The 18,503-nt window shown below is 74.9% G+C and carries 2 protein-coding genes (1 of these 2 only partly in view); both read right to left on the bottom strand.

Going from position 1 to position 18,503, the window contains the following annotated elements; all coding sequences use genetic code 11:
• The gene (locus ACZ7L7_RS17490) at positions 1-14,850 is read right to left on the bottom strand and encodes an amino acid adenylation domain-containing protein (RefSeq protein ID WP_472076365.1); all 14,850 of its coding nucleotides are present in this window, start codon (positions 14,848-14,850) and stop codon (positions 1-3) included.
• On the bottom strand, positions 14,850-18,503 hold the end of the coding sequence (locus ACZ7L7_RS17495) for an amino acid adenylation domain-containing protein (protein WP_472076367.1). Its footprint extends 11,853 nt past the window's final position; 3,654 of the gene's 15,507 nt are visible here — the last part of the coding sequence; the start codon falls outside the window, past its right edge; the stop codon is at positions 14,850-14,852. Before ACZ7L7_RS17495 ends, ACZ7L7_RS17490 begins: the two co-directional genes overlap by 1 nt.

An 18,503-nucleotide genomic window follows, 5' to 3' on the forward strand; every position in this document is an offset into this window, starting at 1 on the left:
TCAGCCGCGGACGGCGCGGAGCCGTTCCTGCAGCAGGCGGCCGACCTCGGCGACGGGGCCGGCCTGCAGCAGCTGCCGGTGCTCGCAGTCGATCTCGCCGACCTCCACGGTGCCGGTGACGAAGCGGTTGAGCCTGGCCACCGAGCGCTCGGTCTTGTCCCCCTGGCCGTCCTCCTCCCGGGTGGCGACGATCAGCAGCACATCCCCGTCGAAGACCCCGGGTTCGTAACCGATCGTCAGGTCCCAGTTGTTGTTGTTGACCGCGCCGATCCGCAGGATGTGCTCCTCGTCGAAGGTCGCGAGGGCGCTGCCCTCCTCGCGCAGCACGGCCATGACCTCGTCGTGCCGCAGCGGGCCGTCCCCGAACATCCGGGCGTCGCGTCCCACGAAGTCCAGCAGGGCCAGCAGCACCTTCTGCTCGTCGGCGGCGACGTACTCGCCGTCCAGTTCCTCGGCGGTCATCGGCACCTGGTCGAGGTTGGCGAGCAGCGCGACCTGCTGCCCCTGCCGCTGGAGCCGGACGGCCACCTCGTGGGCGAGGATCGCGCCCATGGACCAGCCGGCCAGGTGATAGGGGCCGTGGGGTTGGACCTCGCGGATGCGGCGCGCGTAGTCCTCGGCCATCTCCGGCACCGAGCCGGGCAGCGGTTCCTCCCGGGCCAGTCCCCGCGACTGGATGCCGTACAGGGGATGGGCGCCGTCGATGTGGCGCATCAGAGCGGAGTACATCCAGCTGACGCCGCCCACCGGGTGCAGGCAGAACAGCGGGGGCGCCTCTCCCCCGACGCGCAGCGGGAGGACCACGTCGAAGGACTCGTCCCGGGTGTCGCCCTGGTCCAGCAGGTCCATCAGCGCGGCCACGGTGGGGGCCTGGAAGACCGCCCGGTTGGACAGCTCCACCCCGAAGACGGCCCGGATCCGGCTGGTGAGCTGGAGGGAGACGATGCTGTCGCCGCCCAGTTCGAAGAAGTTGTCGTCGATGCCGACACGGTCGAGCTTGAGCAGTTCGGCCCACAGCCGGCACATCAGCTCCTCGCGCGGGCTGCGCGGTCCGCGTCCGGCGGCCGAGGCGCCGAACTCGGGGGCGGGCAGCGCCTTGCGGTCGATCTTCCCGTTCGCGGTGAGCGGCAGCTCGGCCAGGGTGACCACGGCGGAGGGGACCATGTAGTCCGGCAGCCGCCGCGCCAGCCGCTCACGCAGACCGGCGGTGTCCGCGCCGGGCGCCGGGACGACGTAGGCGACCAGCTTCTTGCTGCCCGGCCGGTCCTCCAGGACGGTCACCAGACTCCGCGACACCTGCGGCTGGTCCTCCAGCGCCGCCTCGATCTCGCCGAGTTCGATGCGCAGGCCGCGGATCTTGACCTGGTGGTCGGCCCGGCCCACGAACTCGATACGGCCCTCGGCGTCCCAGCGCACCACGTCACCGGTCCGGTACATCCGCTCCCCCGGCGCCCCGTACGGGTCGGCCACGAAGCGTTCGGCGGTCAGCCTCGGCTCACCGAAGTAGCCGCGGGCCGTGCCCGTGCCGGACAGGTACAGCTCGCCCGGTACCCCGGGCGGCACCGGGCGCAGCCGGTCGTCCAGGACGTGGGCGCGGGTGTTGTCCATGGGGCGCCCGATCGGGACCGTGCGGCCGACGCGGTACGGGGCGTTCAGCGGCTGGCAGGTGGCGAAGACCGTGGTCTCGGTGGGGCCGTAGACGTGCACCACCGAGGTCCCCGGGCAGGCGTCCAGCACGCGTTGGAACGCGGCCGGCGACACCTGTTCCCCGCCGGTCCAGATCTCGGCGAGCGGTGCGAAGCAGCCCGGGTCCTCCTCGGCGAGCAGGTTGAACAGGGCCGTGGTCATGAAGGCCGCCGTGACACCGCCCGGCCCGGTGAGCCCGCGCAGCCCTTCCGCGTCCAGCTGTCCGGGCGGCGCCACGACGAGCTCGCCGCCGCGCAGCAAGGTGGCCCAGATCTCGTACGTCGAGGCGTCGAAGGCGTGCGGCGAGTGCAGCAGCACCCGGTCGTGGCCCTCGCTCCAGCGGCCGTCCGCGGCGAGCGCGACGACGTTGGCGTGCGTGATCCCGATGCCCTTCGGCTGCCCCGTCGAGCCGGAGGTGTACATGACGTACGCCAGCTCGCCGGGGTGGACGCGGGGGCGCGGCGGCGTGCGGTCGCCGGCCGGGGCCGGGTCCTCGGCGTCGACGACGACCACCTCGGCGGTGTGCCGGAACTCCACCGATGCCAGGGCCCGGTCGGTCAGCAGCACCCGGGCGCCGGTCCGCTCCATCACGAGTTCGAGCCGGGAGACGGGATAGCGCGCGTCCAACGGCACGTACGCCGCGCCGGTCTTGAGGACGGCGAGGGTCGCCACCACCAGGTCCGCCGAGCGCTCCTGGAGGATCGCCACCCGGTCTCCCGGTACGACGCCCGCGTCGGCGAGCCGCAGGGCGAGCCGGTCGGCCCGTGCGTCGAGTTCGGCGTAGCCGAGGCGGACCGGGCCGTCGGTGACGGCCGGGGCGTCGGGCCGCTCGGCCACCCGTTCGGCGAACAGCGACACGATCGTGCCGTCCGGGGCGTCGGCCGCGGTGTCGTTGGCCTCGCGCAGCAGCGCGTGCTCGCCCGGCGCGAGCAGGTCGAGGGCGGCGACCGACCGGTCCGGGTCGGCCACGGCGCCGGTCAGCAGCCGGGCCAGCCGGTCGGCCAGCGACTCGGCCGTGGCGCGGTCGAACAGGGCGCTGTTGTACTCCAGTTCGCCGCCGATTCCGGCGGGTCCGGTCTCCCGCGGCACCTCGCCGAAGGAGAAGGACAGGTCGAACTTGGCGATGTCCGCCGACGTCGGCTGGGGCGCCAGGCCGAGGCCGGGCAGCTGCAGCCGCGCCTCCTCGTTGTTCTCCAGGCTGATGGCGACCTGGAACAGGGGGTTGCGGCCGAGCACCCGGGTCGGGCCCAGTTCGTCCACCAGCCGTTCGAAGGGGACGTCCTGGTGGCTGAAGGCGGCCAGGTCGGCGGCCCGGACCCGGTCGAGCAGTTCCCGGAAGGTGGGCTCCCCGGTCAGGTCGGTGCGCAGGACCAGGGTGTTGACGAAGAAGCCCACCAGGTCCTCCAGCGACTCGTCGTCGCGGCCCGCGACCACCGTGCCCAGGGGGATGTCCTCTCCGGCGCCGAGCCGGTGCAGCAGGGCGGCCACGGCGGCGTGCAGCACCATGAACGTGCTCGCCCCGCTGCGCGCGGCCAGCCGGTGCACGCCCTCGGCGACCTCGTCGGGCAGGCGCAGCGGGACCCGGCCGCCGCGGTTGTCGGGCCGCGCCGGACGCGGCCGGTCGGCGGGCAGTTCCAGCTCCTCCGGCAGCCCGGCCAGGGCCGAGCGCCAGTACGCCAGTTGCCGTGCGAACGGGCTGTCCGGGTCGTCGTCCCGGCCGAGCACGCGCTGCTGCCACAGGGCGTAGTCGGCGTACTGGACCGGCAGTCGGTCGAACTCCGGCGCCCGGCCCTCGCGGCGGGCCGCGTAGGCGGTCCCGAGGTCGCGGGCGAGCGGGGCCAGCGAGGAGCCGTCGGCCGCGATGTGGTGCAGCACCAGCGCCAGCACGTGCTCGCGCGGCGACAGCCGCAGCAGGCGGGCCCGCAGCGGCAGATCCGCGGACAGGTCGAACGGCGTGCGCGCCAGTTCGCCGAGCGCGTCCGCCAGCTCCTCCTCGGTGACGTCGGCCTCCTCCAGTACGGGCCGGTGGCCGGCGGCGTCGAGGATCCGCTGGTACGGGACGCCCCCGTCGGCGGGGAAGACCGTGCGCAGGCTCTCGTGCCGCCCGACGACGTCGGCGAGCGCATCCGCCATGGCCCGCCCGTCCACCTCCCCGAGCAGCCGGACGGCGAGCTGGATGTTGTAGAACCCGGCGGTGTCCTCCACCGAGTCGATGAACCACAGCCTGCGCTGCTGGTGCGACAGCGGGACGCGGTCCGGACGCTCGGCCGGGACCGGGCGCTGCCGGGCGTCCTCGGCGTCGGAGAGCCGGACGGCCAGCGCGGCGACCGTGGGTGCCTCGAAGACGGCGCGCACCGGGATCTCGACGCCGAGGGCGGCGCGGATCCGGTTGACCAGCCGGGTGGCCAGCAAGGAGTGGCCGCCGAGGTCGAAGAAGCCGTCGTCGATGCCGATCCGCCCGACGCCGAGGACGTCGGCGAACAGGTCGCACAGCGTCCTCTCCCGCTCGTCGCGCGGGGCGCGGTGCTCGGCGGCCGCGGCGGGGCCGGGCGCGGGCAGCGCCCTGCGGTCGATCTTGCCGTTGCCGGTCAGCGGCAGCGCGTCGAGGACGACCAGCGCCGACGGGACCATGTAGTCGGGCAGTTCGGCGCCGAGGTACTGCTTCAGCTCCCCGGTGTCGACGCCTTCGGCGGCGACCAGGTAGCCGACCAGGCGCTTGTCGCCCGGCCGGTCCTCGCGGACGACGACCGCGGCCCGGGTGACGGCCGGGTGACGGGTGAGCCGGTCCTCGATCTCGCCGGGCTCGATCCGGAAGCCGCGCAGCTTGACCTGCTGGTCGGCGCGGCCGGTGAACTCCACCACGCCCTCGCCGGTCCACCGGGCCAGGTCGCCGGTGCGGTACAGCCGGGAGCCGGCCGGGCCGAACGGGTCGGCCACGAACCGGGCGGCGGTGGCCGCGGGCTGTCCGCCGTACCCGCGGGCGAGGCCGGCGCCGCCGATGTACAGCTCGCCGACGACGCCCGCCGGGACCGGGCGCAGCGCGGCGTCCAGGACGTACACGCGCATGTTGTCCAGGGGCCGGCCGATCGGGATGCGGGCCGGGACGGGGTCCGCCGGGGCCAGGGCGTGGGACAGGGCGAAGGTGGTCGCCTCGGTCGGCCCGTAGCCGTCCACGACGACGGTGTCCGGGCAGGCCTCGCGCACCCGGCGCACGCCGGCCGCGGGTACCGCGTCGCCGCCCGTCCAGACCTCCCGCACCCCGGCCAGGCTCTCCGGTGCCTCCTCGGCGAGCAGGCCGAACAGTCCGGCGGTGAGCCACAGCCCGGTGACGTCGTGCTCGGTCAGCAGGCGTCCCAGGCGGGCCACGTCCAGGTCGGCGGGCGGGGCCACGACGACCGTGCCGCCGTTCAGCAGGGGCACCCACAGCTCGTAGGTGGAGGCGTCGAACGCGGTCGGCGAGTGCAGGAGCACCCGGGCGTGCGCGCCGCCCCGCCAGCGCCGGTCGGCGGCGAGGTCCACGACGTCCTGGTGGGTGATCTCCACGCCCTTGGGCACACCGGTCGATCCGGAGGTGTACATGACGTAGGCGAGCTGGTCCGGCAGGACGTGGGGCCGGGCCGGGTCGGCGGGAAGGTCCTCGTGGGCGCCGACCACCACGGCGCCGAGCTGTGCCGCCCGTTCGGCCAGGGCGCCGTCGGTGACGACGACCGCGGCGCCGGTGCCGGCCACCACGTGGCGCAGCCGGGCCGCCGGGTCGCCGGTGCGCAGCGGGACGTACGCCCCGCCCGCCTTGAGGACCGCGAGCAGCGCCACGGGCAGGTCGGCCGAGCGCTCCATGAGGACGGCCACCGGCGTCTCGGCGCCGACGCCCCGCGCGGCCAGCCGGCCCGCGAGCCGGTCGGAGCGCTCGTCCAGGGTGCGGTAGTCCAGGCATGTGCCGCCGAAGACGACGGCCGGGGCGTCGGGGGTGCGCCGGGCCTGTTCCCGGAACAGCTCGGGCACGGACGTGCGCGGCACGGCGTGCGCCGTGTCGTTCCACCGCACCAGCAGGGTGTCCCGTTCCGCCGCGGTCAGCACGTCGAGGGAGTCGACCCGGCGCCCGGGGTCCTCGCCGAAGGCCTCCAGCACGGCCAGCAGCCGCTGCGCGAGCGCTTCGACGGTGCCGTGGTCGAACAGGTCGGGCCGGTAGTCGAGGCGCAGGGAGACCGTGGTGCCGTGGTCGGAGGCGCCGAGCGCCAGCGGATAGTGGGTGCCGTCCTCGATCCGCGCGTCGACGATGCCGAGCCCCTCGGCGGTCTCCTCCAGCCGTTCGGCGTCGACCGGGTAGTTGCCGAACTCGGTGGAGGTGTCGAAGAGCGCCGCGGTTCCGCACAGGCGCTGGATGTCGGTCAGCCCGAGGTACTTGTGCGGCAGCAGCGCGAACTGCTGCTCCTGGAGCCGGGTGACCAGGTCCAGCAGCGTGTCCCCGCGTTCGAGGCGCACGCGTACCGGGAGCGTGTTGATGAACAGGCCCACCATGGTCTCCACGCCGGGCAGTTCGGCGGGGCGGCCGTTGACGGTCTCGCCGAACAGGACGTCGTCCCGGCCGGTGAGCCCGGCCAGCACCAGACCCCAGGCGGCCTGGATCACCGTGTTCTTGGTGACGCCGTGCCGGCGGGCCGCCGCGGTGAGGGCGGTGGTGCCGCGGGCCGGGAGCCGGACCTCGTGGACGAGGGGCCGCAGCGGGCCGCGGGCCGGGTCGACGGGCGCCACCAGAGTGGGCTCGTCCACTCCGGTCAGCGCCTGCCGCCAGGCGTCCTCGGCGGCGGCCCGGTCCTGTCCGGCGAGCCAGGCCAGGTACTCCTTGTACGGCGTCACCGGCGGCAGCGCCGAGTCGTCCCCGCCGCTGCGGTACAGCTCGAACAGCTCACCGAACAGGACCGGCCCCGACCAGCCGTCGAACAGGATGTGATGGCTGGCCAGCAGCACCCGGTGGTCCTCGGGCCCGGTCCGTACCAGCGTGAAGCGCAGCAGCGGCGGGACACGCGGGTCGAACCGTTCGGCGGGTGCCTCCTCGGTCAGCCGCCGCAGTTCGCGGGCGCGCTCCTCCTCCGGAAGGCCGCTGAGGTCCACCTCGCGCCAGGGCACTGCGACGGCCCGGGGGATGATCTGCAGGGACTCGCCCGCGGCACCGGGCCGGAAGGCCGCCCGCAGGTTGGGGTGCCGGCGCAGCAGGGCCTCGGCGGCGCGGCGCAGCCGGTCCGCCTCCAGCGGTCCGCGCAGGTCGAAGGCGAACAGCGTGGTGTAGATGTCGGCGCCGCGCTCGTCGTAGAGCCCGTGGAAGAGCAGGCCCTCCTGGAGCGGGGAGAGCGGCAGGACGTCGGCCAGGCCGTCCAGGGCGGATTCCAGCCGGTCGATCTCGTCCTGGCCGAGGCTGACCAGGGTGAGGTCGGAGGGGGTCAGCCCGCCGGCCGTCCCGGCCCGTTCGGCGTGCTCGGCGTGTTCGGCCAGGGCCTTCAGGGCGCGGAACCAGCCGTCGGCCAGGTCGCGCACGTCGTCGTCGGTGAACAGCTCGCCCGCCCAGATCCAGTGGGCGACCAGCCGGGGGCCCTCTGGGTAGGTGACGGCGGTGGCGGTGAGGTCCAGGGCGTGCGGCAGCGGCATGGCGGCCTCGGCGACACCGGACAGGTCGCGGTCGATGTGCGCCACTCCGGGCTCGGTGCCGTCGTCGGCGGCGCCGAGCCGGCCCAGGTAGTTGAAGCCGATCTGGGGCGGCGCGTACCGGGAGAGGACCTGCGCGGTCTGCGGGTTGAGGTGGCGCAGCAGGCCGTAGCCGACGCCGTGGTCGGGCAGGGCGCGCAGTTGCTCCTTGACCTGCTTGAGCGCCCGTCCGGCGGCCTCGCCGCCGGACCACACCTGCGCGGAGGGCTCGCCTGCGTCCAGCCGCAGCGGGTGCAGGCTGGTGAACCAGCCCACCGTGCGGGACAGGTCCACGCCCTCGGCGATCTCCTCACGTCCGTGGCCCTCAAGGTCGACGAGCACATCGGTGCCCGAGCCGCGTCCGGTGCGCCGGCGCCAGTCGGTGACGGCCAGGGCGAGCGCGGTCAGCAGGACGTCGTTGATCCCGGCGTTGAACAGGGTGGGGACCCGGCCGAGGAGCGGTGTGGTGAGGTCGGCCGGCAGCTGCACGGTCAGCCGCGCGGCGGTGCCGAAGGTGTCCCGTGCCGCGTCCAGCGGGCGGGGGGTGAGCAGCGGGTCGCCGCCCTCCAGGATGCCGCGCCACAGCGGCAGTTCCCGCATCCGCTCCGGTGCGGCGGCCAGTTCGGTCAGCTGCCGGGCCCAGCCGCGGAAGGAGGTGCCGACGGGTTCCAGGACCACGGGCCGGCCGGCCCGCGCCGCCTCCAGCGCGGCGTCCAGGTCGGGCAGCAGGATCCGCCAGGACACCCCGTCGACGACCAGGTGGTGGGCGACGACGGTGAGCCGGCCCGGGGCGTCGGGGCCCGCGTCGAACCAGACGCAGCGCACCATGGCCCCGGCCTCGGGGTCCAGCCGTTCCTGGGCGGCGGTGATCTCGGCGGCGGCGCGCGCGTCGAGTTCCGCCTCCTCGGTGCCCGCGGCGAGCAGGGCGGCGACGTCCACCCGGTGGAGGCAGTCCTCGGCGCGCACGGAGCCGGGCGCGGCCGTGCTCAGCGACCAGCCGAAGTCCTCGCCGAGCCGGGACAGCGTCATCCGCAGCGCGTCGTGGTGGTCGAGCACCGCCTGCACGGCGGTGGTGAGGGCGGCGGCGTCGGTGCCCGGCGGCAGCTCGGTCGACATGGTCTGGTTGAACCGGTCGATGGAGCCGCCGCGTTCGCGGATCCAGTGGATGATCGGCGTCAGCGGCACCTCCCCGACGCCGTCCCCGTTCTTCGCGTTCTCCGCGTTCTCCGCGTTCTCCGCGTTCTCCGCCGCGACGGGGGTCTGCTGTTCCCGCTCCCGCAGCAGTGCGGCCAGCGCCTCGGGGGTGCGGTGCACGAACACGTCGCGGGGGCTGAACTGGAGTCCTTCGCGGCGGGCGCGGCCGACCAGCTGGATGGAGCTGATGCTGTCGCCGCCGGCGGCGAAGAAGCTCTCGGCGACGTCGACCCGTTCGACGCCGAGCACGTCGGCGAACAGGGCGCACAGCGTCGCCTCCGTCCCGTTGAGCGGCTCGCGGGACGGCTCGGCGCCGCCGGTCTCCGGCTCGGGCAGCGCCTTGCGGTCCAGCTTGCCGTTGACCGTCAGCGGCAGGGCGTCGAGCGGGACGAACAGGGCGGGCACCATGTGCGCGGGCAGCGCGGCGGCCATGTACGCGGTCAGGGCGTCCGGGTCGGGCCGGCGGCCGGGGACCGCGACCACGTAGCCGACCAGGCGCTTGGTGCCGGGCGGGGCCTCGTGGACCACGACGACGGCCCGGTCCACGTCGGGGTGGCGGGCCAGGACGGTCTGGATCTCGCCGAGTTCGATGCGCACCCCGCGGATCTTCACCTGCTGGTCGTTGCGGCCGACGAACTCCAGGGTGCCGTCGGCACGGCGGCGGACCACGTCCCCCGTGCGGTACATGCGCTCGCCGGGCGGCCCGTAGGGGTCGGCGACGAACCGCTCGGAGGTGAGCGCGGGACGGGCGAGGTAGCCGCGGGCCAGCGAGCCGCCGGCGAGGTAGAGCTCGCCGGGCACACCGGGCGGCGCCAGGCGCAGCGCGGAGTCCAGCACGTAGGTGCGGCTGCCGGGGACCGCCCGGCCGATGGGCGGTGTGCCGCCGCCGGGGGCGAGCGGCTCGGACAGCGTGGTGGCGATGGTCGCCTCGGTGGGGCCGTAGGCGACGACGAAGCGCCGGCCCGGGCTCCAGGCGTCGACGAGTTCGGCGGAGACGGTGTCTCCGCCGACGGCCAGGCTGCGCACGCCGGGTACCGATCCGGGCGCGACGGTGGCGAGGACGGCGGGCTGGATCTGCAGGTGGGTGACCTCGCGGGCGGCGAGGAGCCCGGCGAGCGGCTCGCCGGCCAGCGGGCCTGGGTCGGGCACCACCAGGGTGGCGCCGGCCAGCAGCGACATGCACAGTTCCATCACCGAGGCGTCGAAGCTCGGCGAGGCGTACTGCAGCACGCGGCTGCCCGGGGTGACGTCGAAGCGCTCGCGCTCGGCGGCGGCGAAGTCGGCGATTCCGCGGTGGGTGACGACGACGCCCTTGGGCACTCCGGTGGAGCCGGAGGTGTAGATGACGTAGGCCGGGTGGTCCACGCGCAGCGGGGCGAGGCGGTCGGCGTCGGCCGGAGCAGTACCCGGCAGCGCGGCGAGCCGCGCGGTGACCTCCGGGTCGTCCAGGACGGTGACCGGGGCCGCCGCGTCCTCGGGTACCGAGGCGCGGTGGGCGGTGGTGGTCAGGACGGCGCCGGGACGGGCGTCGCGGAACATGAACGCGATGCGCTCGGCCGGGTAGTCGGGGTCCACCGGCAGAAAGGCGGCGCCGGCCTTGAGCACGGCGAGCTGGGCGACGACCGACTCCACCGACCGCCCCAGGACCAGGGCGACGATGCGCTCCGGCCCGGCCCCCTGGGCGACCAGCAGCCGGGCCAGGCGGTTGGCCCGCTCGTCCAGTTCGGCGTACGTCAGCCGCAGACCGGGTGCGTCCAGGGCCACGGCGTGCGGGGCGCCGGCGACCCGGGCGGCGAACAGGGCGGGCAGCGTGGCGGGTTCGACGGCGGCGCCGGCCGGGCGGCCGGGGGCGGTCATGGCGTCCCGTTCGGCCGCCGAGACGAGTTCCAGGGCGGCCAGCGGACGGGCGGGGTCGGTGACGAAGGTCTCCAGGACGTGCAGCAGGCGCTCACCGATCGCCTCGACGGCGGCCCGGGTGAGCAGGTCGGGGCGGTACTGCCACTGCACGGTCATCCGGTCGCCGCGCTGCGCCACGCCCAGGGCGAGCGGGTAGTGCATGGCGTCGTGCACCCGGGCGTCGACGACGCCGAGGTCCCGGGCGGAGCTCTCCAGGTTCTCGACGTCCACCGGGTAGTTCTCGAACACGAGCACGGTGTCGAAGAGTTCGCCCGTCCCCGCGAGCCGCTGCACGTCGGCGAGTCCCAGGTGCTGGTGGGCCAGCAGGCCGGACTGCTGGGTCTGCAGCCGGGACAGCAGGCCGAGCAGGGAGTCGTCGCGCCGCATGGTGATCCGCACCGGCAGGGTGTTGATGAACAGGCCGACCATCCTCTCCACTCCGGGCAGCTCCGGCGGACGGCCGGAGACGGTGGCGCCGAAGACCACGTCCGTGCGCCCGGTGAGCGCGCCGAGCACCATGCCCCACGCCCCCTGCACCAGGGTGTTGACGGTCAGTCCGCGTTCCCGTGCCCACGTCACCAGCCGCGCGGCGAGGTCCTCGGGCAGTTCGACGAGCAGCCGCTCGGGGGCGACCGGGTCGCGGTCCTGGGCCTCGGCCGCGAGCAGCGTGGGCTCGTCGAGGCCGGCCAGGGCGGTGCGCCAGGCCTCTTCGGACGCCTGCCGGTCCTGGGCCGCCAGCCAGCCGAGGAAGTCCCGGTACGGCACGGGCGCGGGCAGCCCGGAGGCGTCGGCGCCGCGCGCGTACAGGTCGAACAGCTCGCCGATGACCAGGGGCATGGACCAGCCGTCCAGCACGATGTGGTGCACGGTCAGCACGAAGCGGTGCCGCTGCCCGCCGGTCTTGACCAGGGTGCAGCGCAGCAGGGGCGGGGCGTCGAGGTCGAAGCGGCGGGCGCGGTCGGCGGCCAGCAGCGCTTCCAGTTCCTGCTCCAGCGCGGCGCCGGAGAGATGGCTCAGGTCGACCTCCTCCCACGGCAGTTCGGCCCGTGCCGGGACGACCTGGAGGGGCTCGCCGTCGGCACCGGTGACGAAGCAGGCGCGCAGGTTGTCGTGCCGGGCCAGCAGGGCGCGCACCGAGCGGCGCAGCGTGCGCGGGTCCAGCGGGCCGTCGAGGTCGAGCGCCGACTGGACGGTGTAGACGTCCGGCGCGGCGGTGTCGAACAGGCCGTGGAAGTGCAGTCCGCGCTGGAGCGGGGAGAGCGGCAGGACGTCGACGAGCCGGCCGAAGGTGTCCTCCAGCCGGTCGATCTCCGGCTGCGCGACGCTCACCAGGGGCAGGTCGGAGGGGGTGAGGCCGCCGGCCCCGGGCCGGTCGGCGAGGGCGGCGAGGTCGTGCAGCGCCTCGAACCACAGGCGGGCGACCGTACGGACCTCGTCCTCGGTGAGCAGCGGCCCGGACCAGGTCCAGGACGCGGTGAGCCGGGCGCCGTCGGGGTGGTCGAGGGTCGCGGCGTTCAGCTCCAGGGTGTACGCGAGCGGCATGCCGGCGTCGCCCGCGCCGGTGAGGTCGCGCACCCGCACGGTGTCGGCGGCGGCCGTGTCGGCGGCGTCGGCGGTGCCCATGCGGCCGAGGTAGTTGAAGCCGATCTGCGGTTCGGGCAGCGCCGCCAGCTCCGGACCGGTGGCCGGGTTGAGGTGCCGCAGCAGCCCGAACCCGATCCCCTTGTCCGGAACGGCCCGCACCTGCTCCTTCACCCGCTTCAACGCGGCCCCCGGATCACCGCCCTCCGGACCGGGATCCACCGCCACCGGATACAGACTGGTGAACCAGCCCACCGTCCGCGACAGATCCGCACCCGGCACGATCTCCTCACGGCCGTGCCCTTCCAGACCCACCAGCACCGCACTGCCCTCACCACGGCCCCGCTCCCGCCGCCAGCGCGCCACCGCCGACCCCAGAGCCGTCAGCAGCACCTCCTCCACACCCGCGTGGAACAACGCCGGAACCGCACCCAGCAGGCGTGCGGTGTCCTCGGCGGGCAGGGTGACGGTGAGCTGACGGGCGACGCCGAGCACGTCCCGCTCGGGGTCGGTGCGCCGGTCGGCGAGCAGCGGGTCCTCGGTGGCCAGCACCGTGCGCCACAGCGGCAGTTCGGCCGTACGGCGCTCGCTCAGCGCCTCCTTGGCCAGCTCCGCCGACCAGCGGCGGAAGGAGGTGCCGACCGGTTCCAGCCGGACGGGTCCGCCGGCGTCGAGCGCGGTGAACGCGGCCTCCAGGTCGGGCAGCAGGACGCGCCAGGAGACGCCGTCGACGGCCAGGTGGTGGACGACCAGGGCCAGGCGGCCCTCGGTGTCCGCTCCGGCGTCGAACCAGACGGCCTGCACCATCCGGCCCTCGGCCGGTGCCAGGCGGGCCGTAGCGGCCCGCACCTGCTCGGCCTCGGCCTCCTCGTCTCCGGCCGCGGCACGGCGTACGCAGTCCTCGGCGCGCACCGCGCCCCGCTCGGCGGCCTCCAGCGTCCAGCGGCCCTGAGCGGTGCGGCCGAGCCTGAGGCGCAGCGCGTCGTGGTGGTCGAGCAGCGCCTGGAGCGCCGCGGCGACCCGGGTCTCGTTCAGGCCGGCCGGCACGGGCACGGTCATCGTCTGGTTGAAGGCGTCGACGGGGCCGCCGCGGGCCAGCTGCCAGTGCATGATCGGAGTGAGCGGCACCGGGCCGGTCCCGTCGTCCGGTTCGGGCCGCGCGGGTGCGGCGGCCGGCGCGGCGGCGGCGATCGCGGCGAGCCGGGCGACCGTGCGGTGCTCGAAGATCTCCCGCAGGCTCAGCGCGACGCCCTCCTTGCGGGCGCGGTGTGCGAGCTGGATGGAGCTGATGGAGTCGCCGCCGCGCTCGAAGAAGCTGTCGTCCCGCCCGACGGACTCGACGCCGAGCACCTCGGCGAACAGGCGGGCGAGCAGTTCCTCGCGCTCGCCGTACGGGCCGTCGGCGGCCGGCACAACAGCGTCGGGGGCGGCCGGTGCCGCGGACCGGGACAGCAGGCGGGCCCGGTCGGCGTCGGTGAACAGGTCCAGGGAGCCGACCGTCCGGTCCGGGTCGGCGGCGAACGCCGCCAGGACGGCGAGCAGCCGGTCCAGTACGGCCCGGCCCGCGCCCTCGGCGAACAGGTCGGGGCGGTGGTCGAGGCGTACGGTCATGCGCTCGCCGCGCACGGTGCCCTCAAGGTTGAGGGCGTAGTGCGTGGCGTCGCGGGTGGTGGCGGCGACGGCGCCGATGCCCTCGGCGGAGCTGCGCAGGCTGTCGGTGTCGATCGGGTAGTTGGCGAAGATGGTGATGGTGTCGAAGAGGGCTCCGCCGCCGACGAGCTGCTGGATCTCGGCGAGGCCGAGGTGCTTGTGGGCGAGGAGTTCGGCCTGGCCGTCCTGAAGGACCCGGGCCTGCTCCCCCAGGGTGAGGCCGGCGTCCAGACGCAGCCGCACCGGCAGGGTGTTGATGAACAGGCCGACCATCTTCTCCACGCCGGGCAGTTCCGGCGGGCGGCCGGAGACGGTCTCGCCGAAGACCACGTCGTCACGGCCCGTCAGGGAGCCCAGCACCAGGGCCCAGGCGGTCTGGAAGGCGCTGTTGGGGGTCAGTCCCAGGGAGCGGGCGCGCTCCACGAAGGCGGTGGCGAGGGCGGGGTCCACGTCCTCGATCAGGGACTCGGGCAGCGCGGCGCCGGGAGCCGGTCCGGCGACCAGGGCGGGCCGGGCGCCGGCCAGCGCCTGCTGCCACGCCTGTGCCGCCGCCTCCCGGTCCTGGCCCGCGAGCCAGGCGAGGTAGTCCTTGTACGGGATGACGGGCGGCAGCCGGTCGGTGTCGCCGTCGGCGAGGTAGAGCTCCATCAGCTCGCCGAGGACCAGGGGCATGGACCAGCCGTCGAGCAGGATGTGGTGCGCGGTCAGGACGAACCGGTACTCCCGCTCGGCCAGCCTGATCAGGGAGAACCGCATCGGGGGGCGGGAGAGGTCGAAGCGGCGGGTGCGGTCCCGGTCGAGCAGCCGCTCCAGTTCCCGGGTGCGCTCGGGCTCGGGCAGGCCGCTGAGGTCGGTCTCGGACCAGTCGGGTTCGGCCTCGCGCAGGATGACCTGCACCGGCTCTCCCGAGGCGCGGTTGCGGAACGAGGCGCGCAGGTTGTCGTGCCGGCCGAGGACGGCCGCCGCGGCGCCGCGCAGGGCGGCCACGTCGAGGTCGCGGCGCAGGTCGAGCGCCATCTGGATGACGTAGACGTCATCGCCGCGGTCGGCTCCGGCGGTGTCGGCGCCCTCGTACAGGGCGTGGAAGAGCATGCCCTTCTGAAGCGGGGACAGCGGCCAGATGTCGACGAATCCAGGCTTCGTCACCTTGCTGTTTCCTTCCATCAGCTCAGATCACTCTCGAATTCATCGATCTCGTCCTGCGACAGCCTCAGCAGGGACACGTCGGACGGGGTCAGGCCGCCGGCCTCGGGCCGGTCGGCGAGGGCGGCGAGTTCGGCCAGGCACTGGGCCCACAGGTCGGCCAGGGCGCGGATCTCCCGCTCCGTGAAGAGGGCGTCCGGCCAGGACCAGATCGCCACGAGGCGGACCCCGTCGGACCGGTCCTGGGCCACCGCGCTCAGCGAGAGGGCGTGGGCCAGGGGCCGCTGCGGACTGCCTCCGCTGCCCAGGGACTCGGTCGCCTCCGGCGGAGCCGCCCAGTCCTCGGCACGGGCCGCGGACACGTCCACGGCCTCGAAGCGGCCGAGGTAGTTGAAGCCGATCTGCGGTTCCGGCAGCGCCGCCAGCTCCGGACCGGTGGCCGGGTTGAGATGCCGCAGCAGCCCGAACCCGATCCCCTTGTCCGGAACCGCCCGCACCTGCTCCTTCACCCGCTTCAACGCGGCCCCCGGATCACCGCCCTCCGGACCGGGATCCACCGCCACCGGATACAGACTGGTGAACCAGCCCACCGTCCGCGACAGATCCGCACCCGGCACGATCTCCTCACGGCCGTGCCCTTCCAGACCCACCAGCACCGCACTGCCCTCACCACGGCCCCGCTCCCGCCGCCAGCGCGCCACCGCCGACCCCAGAGCCGTCAGCAGCACCTCCTCCACACCCGCGTGGAACAACGCCGGAACCGCACCCAGCAGCGGCCCGCACACGTCGTGGGGCAGGGAGAGGGTCAGGCTGCGGGCGGTGCCGACGACATCGACGGCCGGGTCCAGGGGGCGGTCGGCGAGCTGCGGGTCCTCGGTGGCCAGCACCGAACGCCACAGCGGCAGTTCGGCCGTACGGCGCTCGCTCAGCGCCTCCTTGGCCAGCTCCGCCGACCAGCGGCGGAAGGAGGTGCGGACCGGCGCGAGCGCCGGTTCCCGGCCCTCGGCCAGCGCGGTCCAGGCTTCCTTGAGGTCCTCGCGCAGCACCCGCCAGGAGACACCGTCGACGGCCAGGTGGTGGACGAGGAGCAGCAGCCGTCCCGGCCTGCCGGGCCCCGCGTCGAACCACACCGCCCTGGTCATCCGGCCGTCCGCGGGCGACAGTTCGCCCTGTACCCGGACCTGCGTGGCCGCGATCACGTCCATCAGGTCCCCGGGCGCCACGTCCGCGATGTCGACGCGGGTCAGCAGCGCGGCGGCGTCGACACAGCCGCGGGGCGCGATCTCCAGACGGGGTCCGCCGTCTCCGGCGACCGTCCGTGAGCGCAGCACGTCGTGGTGGTCGAGGACGGCCCGGAGCGTGGCCGCCAGGCGTGCGGCGTCGGCGTCGGCCGGCGTCTGCAGCAGTGCCGCCTGGTGGAAGTCGTCCGTGGGGCCGCCCCGCTCGTACAGGTCGAGCATGACCGGGGTGACGGCGGGCTCGCCGGTGCCGTCCTCGGCGCTCTCGCCGTCGGCGGGACCCTCGTCCTGCCGGGCGACGCGGGCCAGGGCGCGGGCCGTGCGGTGCTTGAACACGTCCCGCAGGCTGATCAGGAGCCCCGCGGAGCGGGCCCGGCCGGCGAGCTGGATGGAGACGATGCTGTCCCCGCCCAGCGCGAAGAAGTCGTCGTCCGGACCGATGCCGTCGGCGCCCAGCAGTTCGCCGAACAGGCCGACGAGGACGCGCTCGCGCGCCGCGGTGTCCAGGGCAGCGGTGGCCCCGGCGGGCTCCACCCACTCGGTCTCCACGGCGGCGGCCCCGGACGGCTCGGCGTCCGCGGCCTCGCTGCCGGTCCGCTCCAGCCGGGCCCGGATACCGGCCCACCAGGGGGTCAGCGGGTGGTCGGCCGGCCGTGCCGGTGCCCCGGCCTGCCCGGCGAGGTCCTGCAGCACTTCACGCAGGCCCTCGGCCACGGCTTCCGCCTCGGCCTTGCCGAACAGGTCGGGCCGGTAGCCGAACCGGCAGTGCAGCTGATCGTCGGAGAGCCCGACGTCCAGGGTGAGCGGGTAGTGCGTGGCGTCGTTCATCTCCAGGTCCACCGCCCGGACCCGGTCGGCGTCGCCGCCGAACCCGGCGCCGTCGGCGGGGATGTTCTGGAACACCAGCAGCGTGTCGAACAGCTCGCCCTTCCCGGCGAGCCGCTGCAGGTCGACCAGCCGGACGTACTGGTGCGGCATCAGTTCCAGCTGCCGCTCCCACAGTTGTCCGGGCACGGCGTGGGCCGGCTGTCCGGCGGCGAGGTTCACCCGCACCGGGACGGTGTTGATGAACAGCCCGACCATCCGCTCGACGCCCGGCACCTGGGGCGGGCGGCCCGAGACGGTCGCGCCGAACACCACGTCGTCGCTGCCGGTGAGCCGGGCGAGCAGGATGCCCCAGGCGGCCTGCACGACCGTGTTCATGGTGGTGCCGTGGCGGGCCGCGAGCGCGCCGAGCCCGGTGACCAGGTCGCCGCCGAAGGTGACGGAGAGCTTCTCGGTGGCCACGGCGGAGCGGTCGGGGTCGGGCGGTGCCAGCAGCGTCGGCTGGACCGTCTCGTCCAGCACCTGCCGCCAGGCGTGCTCGGCGGCCGTACGGTCCTGCCCGCCCAGCCAGGCCAGGTACTCGGAGTAGGGGCGCGCCGCGGGCAGGTCCGAGGGGTCGCCGCCGGCCGCGTACAGGCGCATCAGCTCGTCCAGCAGGATCGGCGTGGACCAGCCGTCCAGCAGCAGGTGGTGCAGGGTGAGGACGAGCCGGGCCCGGCCGCCGCCCAGGCGCAGCAGGACGCAGCGCAGCAGCGGGGGCCGGCCGGGGTCGAACCGTTCCTCGCGGGCCGCGCGCATCACGCGCCGCACCTCGGCGTCCCGCTCCCCGTCGCCAAGACCGCTCACATCGGTCTCGGTCCAGGGCAGTTCCACCTCGGCGGGGATGAACTGCACGGGCTGCGACAGGCCTTCGTGGGCGAATCCGGCGCGCAGGTTGGGGTGCCGGGCCAGCAGGGCGGCCACCGCGGCGCGCAGCACCGGCGTGCGCGGGTCGCCCTCCAGGTCGAGCCCGAACTGGACGGTGTAGACGTCCGGGTCGCGCCGGTCGTACAGGGAGTGGAAGAGCAGTCCCTCCTGCAGCGGCGCCAGCGGCAGGACGTCGGCGATCCGGCGCCCGTCCCGTTCCAGGACGTCGATGTCGTCCTGGGTCAGCCGGACCAGCGGGAAGTCGGACGGGGAGCGTCCGCCGCCGCGTGCGTCGGCGGCCACTTCGCGCACCGCCCGCAGCCAGTCCTCGGCCAGTTCCTCCGCCTCGGCGGCCGTGAGCAGGGCCTCGGGCCAGGACCAGCGGGCGACCAGGCGCGGCCCGTCGGGGCCGTCGTGGAACCAGGTGCGTACGTCGAGGGCGTGCGCGACCGGCGTGTCCGCGCCCTCGGCGGATTCGGGGCGGACCGCGCCCCCGGCCCGAAGCGGCACCGCGCCGTCGGGCAGCGGCTGCCCGAAGCGGCCGAGGTGGGCGAAGCCGATCCGCGGGGCGGGCAGCGCGGAGAGCAGCGGCACGGTCTGCGGGTTGAGGTACCTGAGCAGTCCGTACCCGGCGCCGGTTCCCGGCGCGGCCGCGAGCCGTTCCTTGACCCGCTTGACGTGGGCGGCGGGGCCGTCGCCCGGTTC

It is taken from the genome of Streptomyces sp. NPDC110618 (genome assembly GCF_055657065.1).

Excerpts from the sequence above, each read along its gene's own strand:
- ACZ7L7_RS17490 (WP_472076365.1), bottom strand. The coding sequence starts at position 14,850 with ATGGAAGGAAACAGCAAGGTGACGAAGCCTGGATTCGTCGACATCTGG.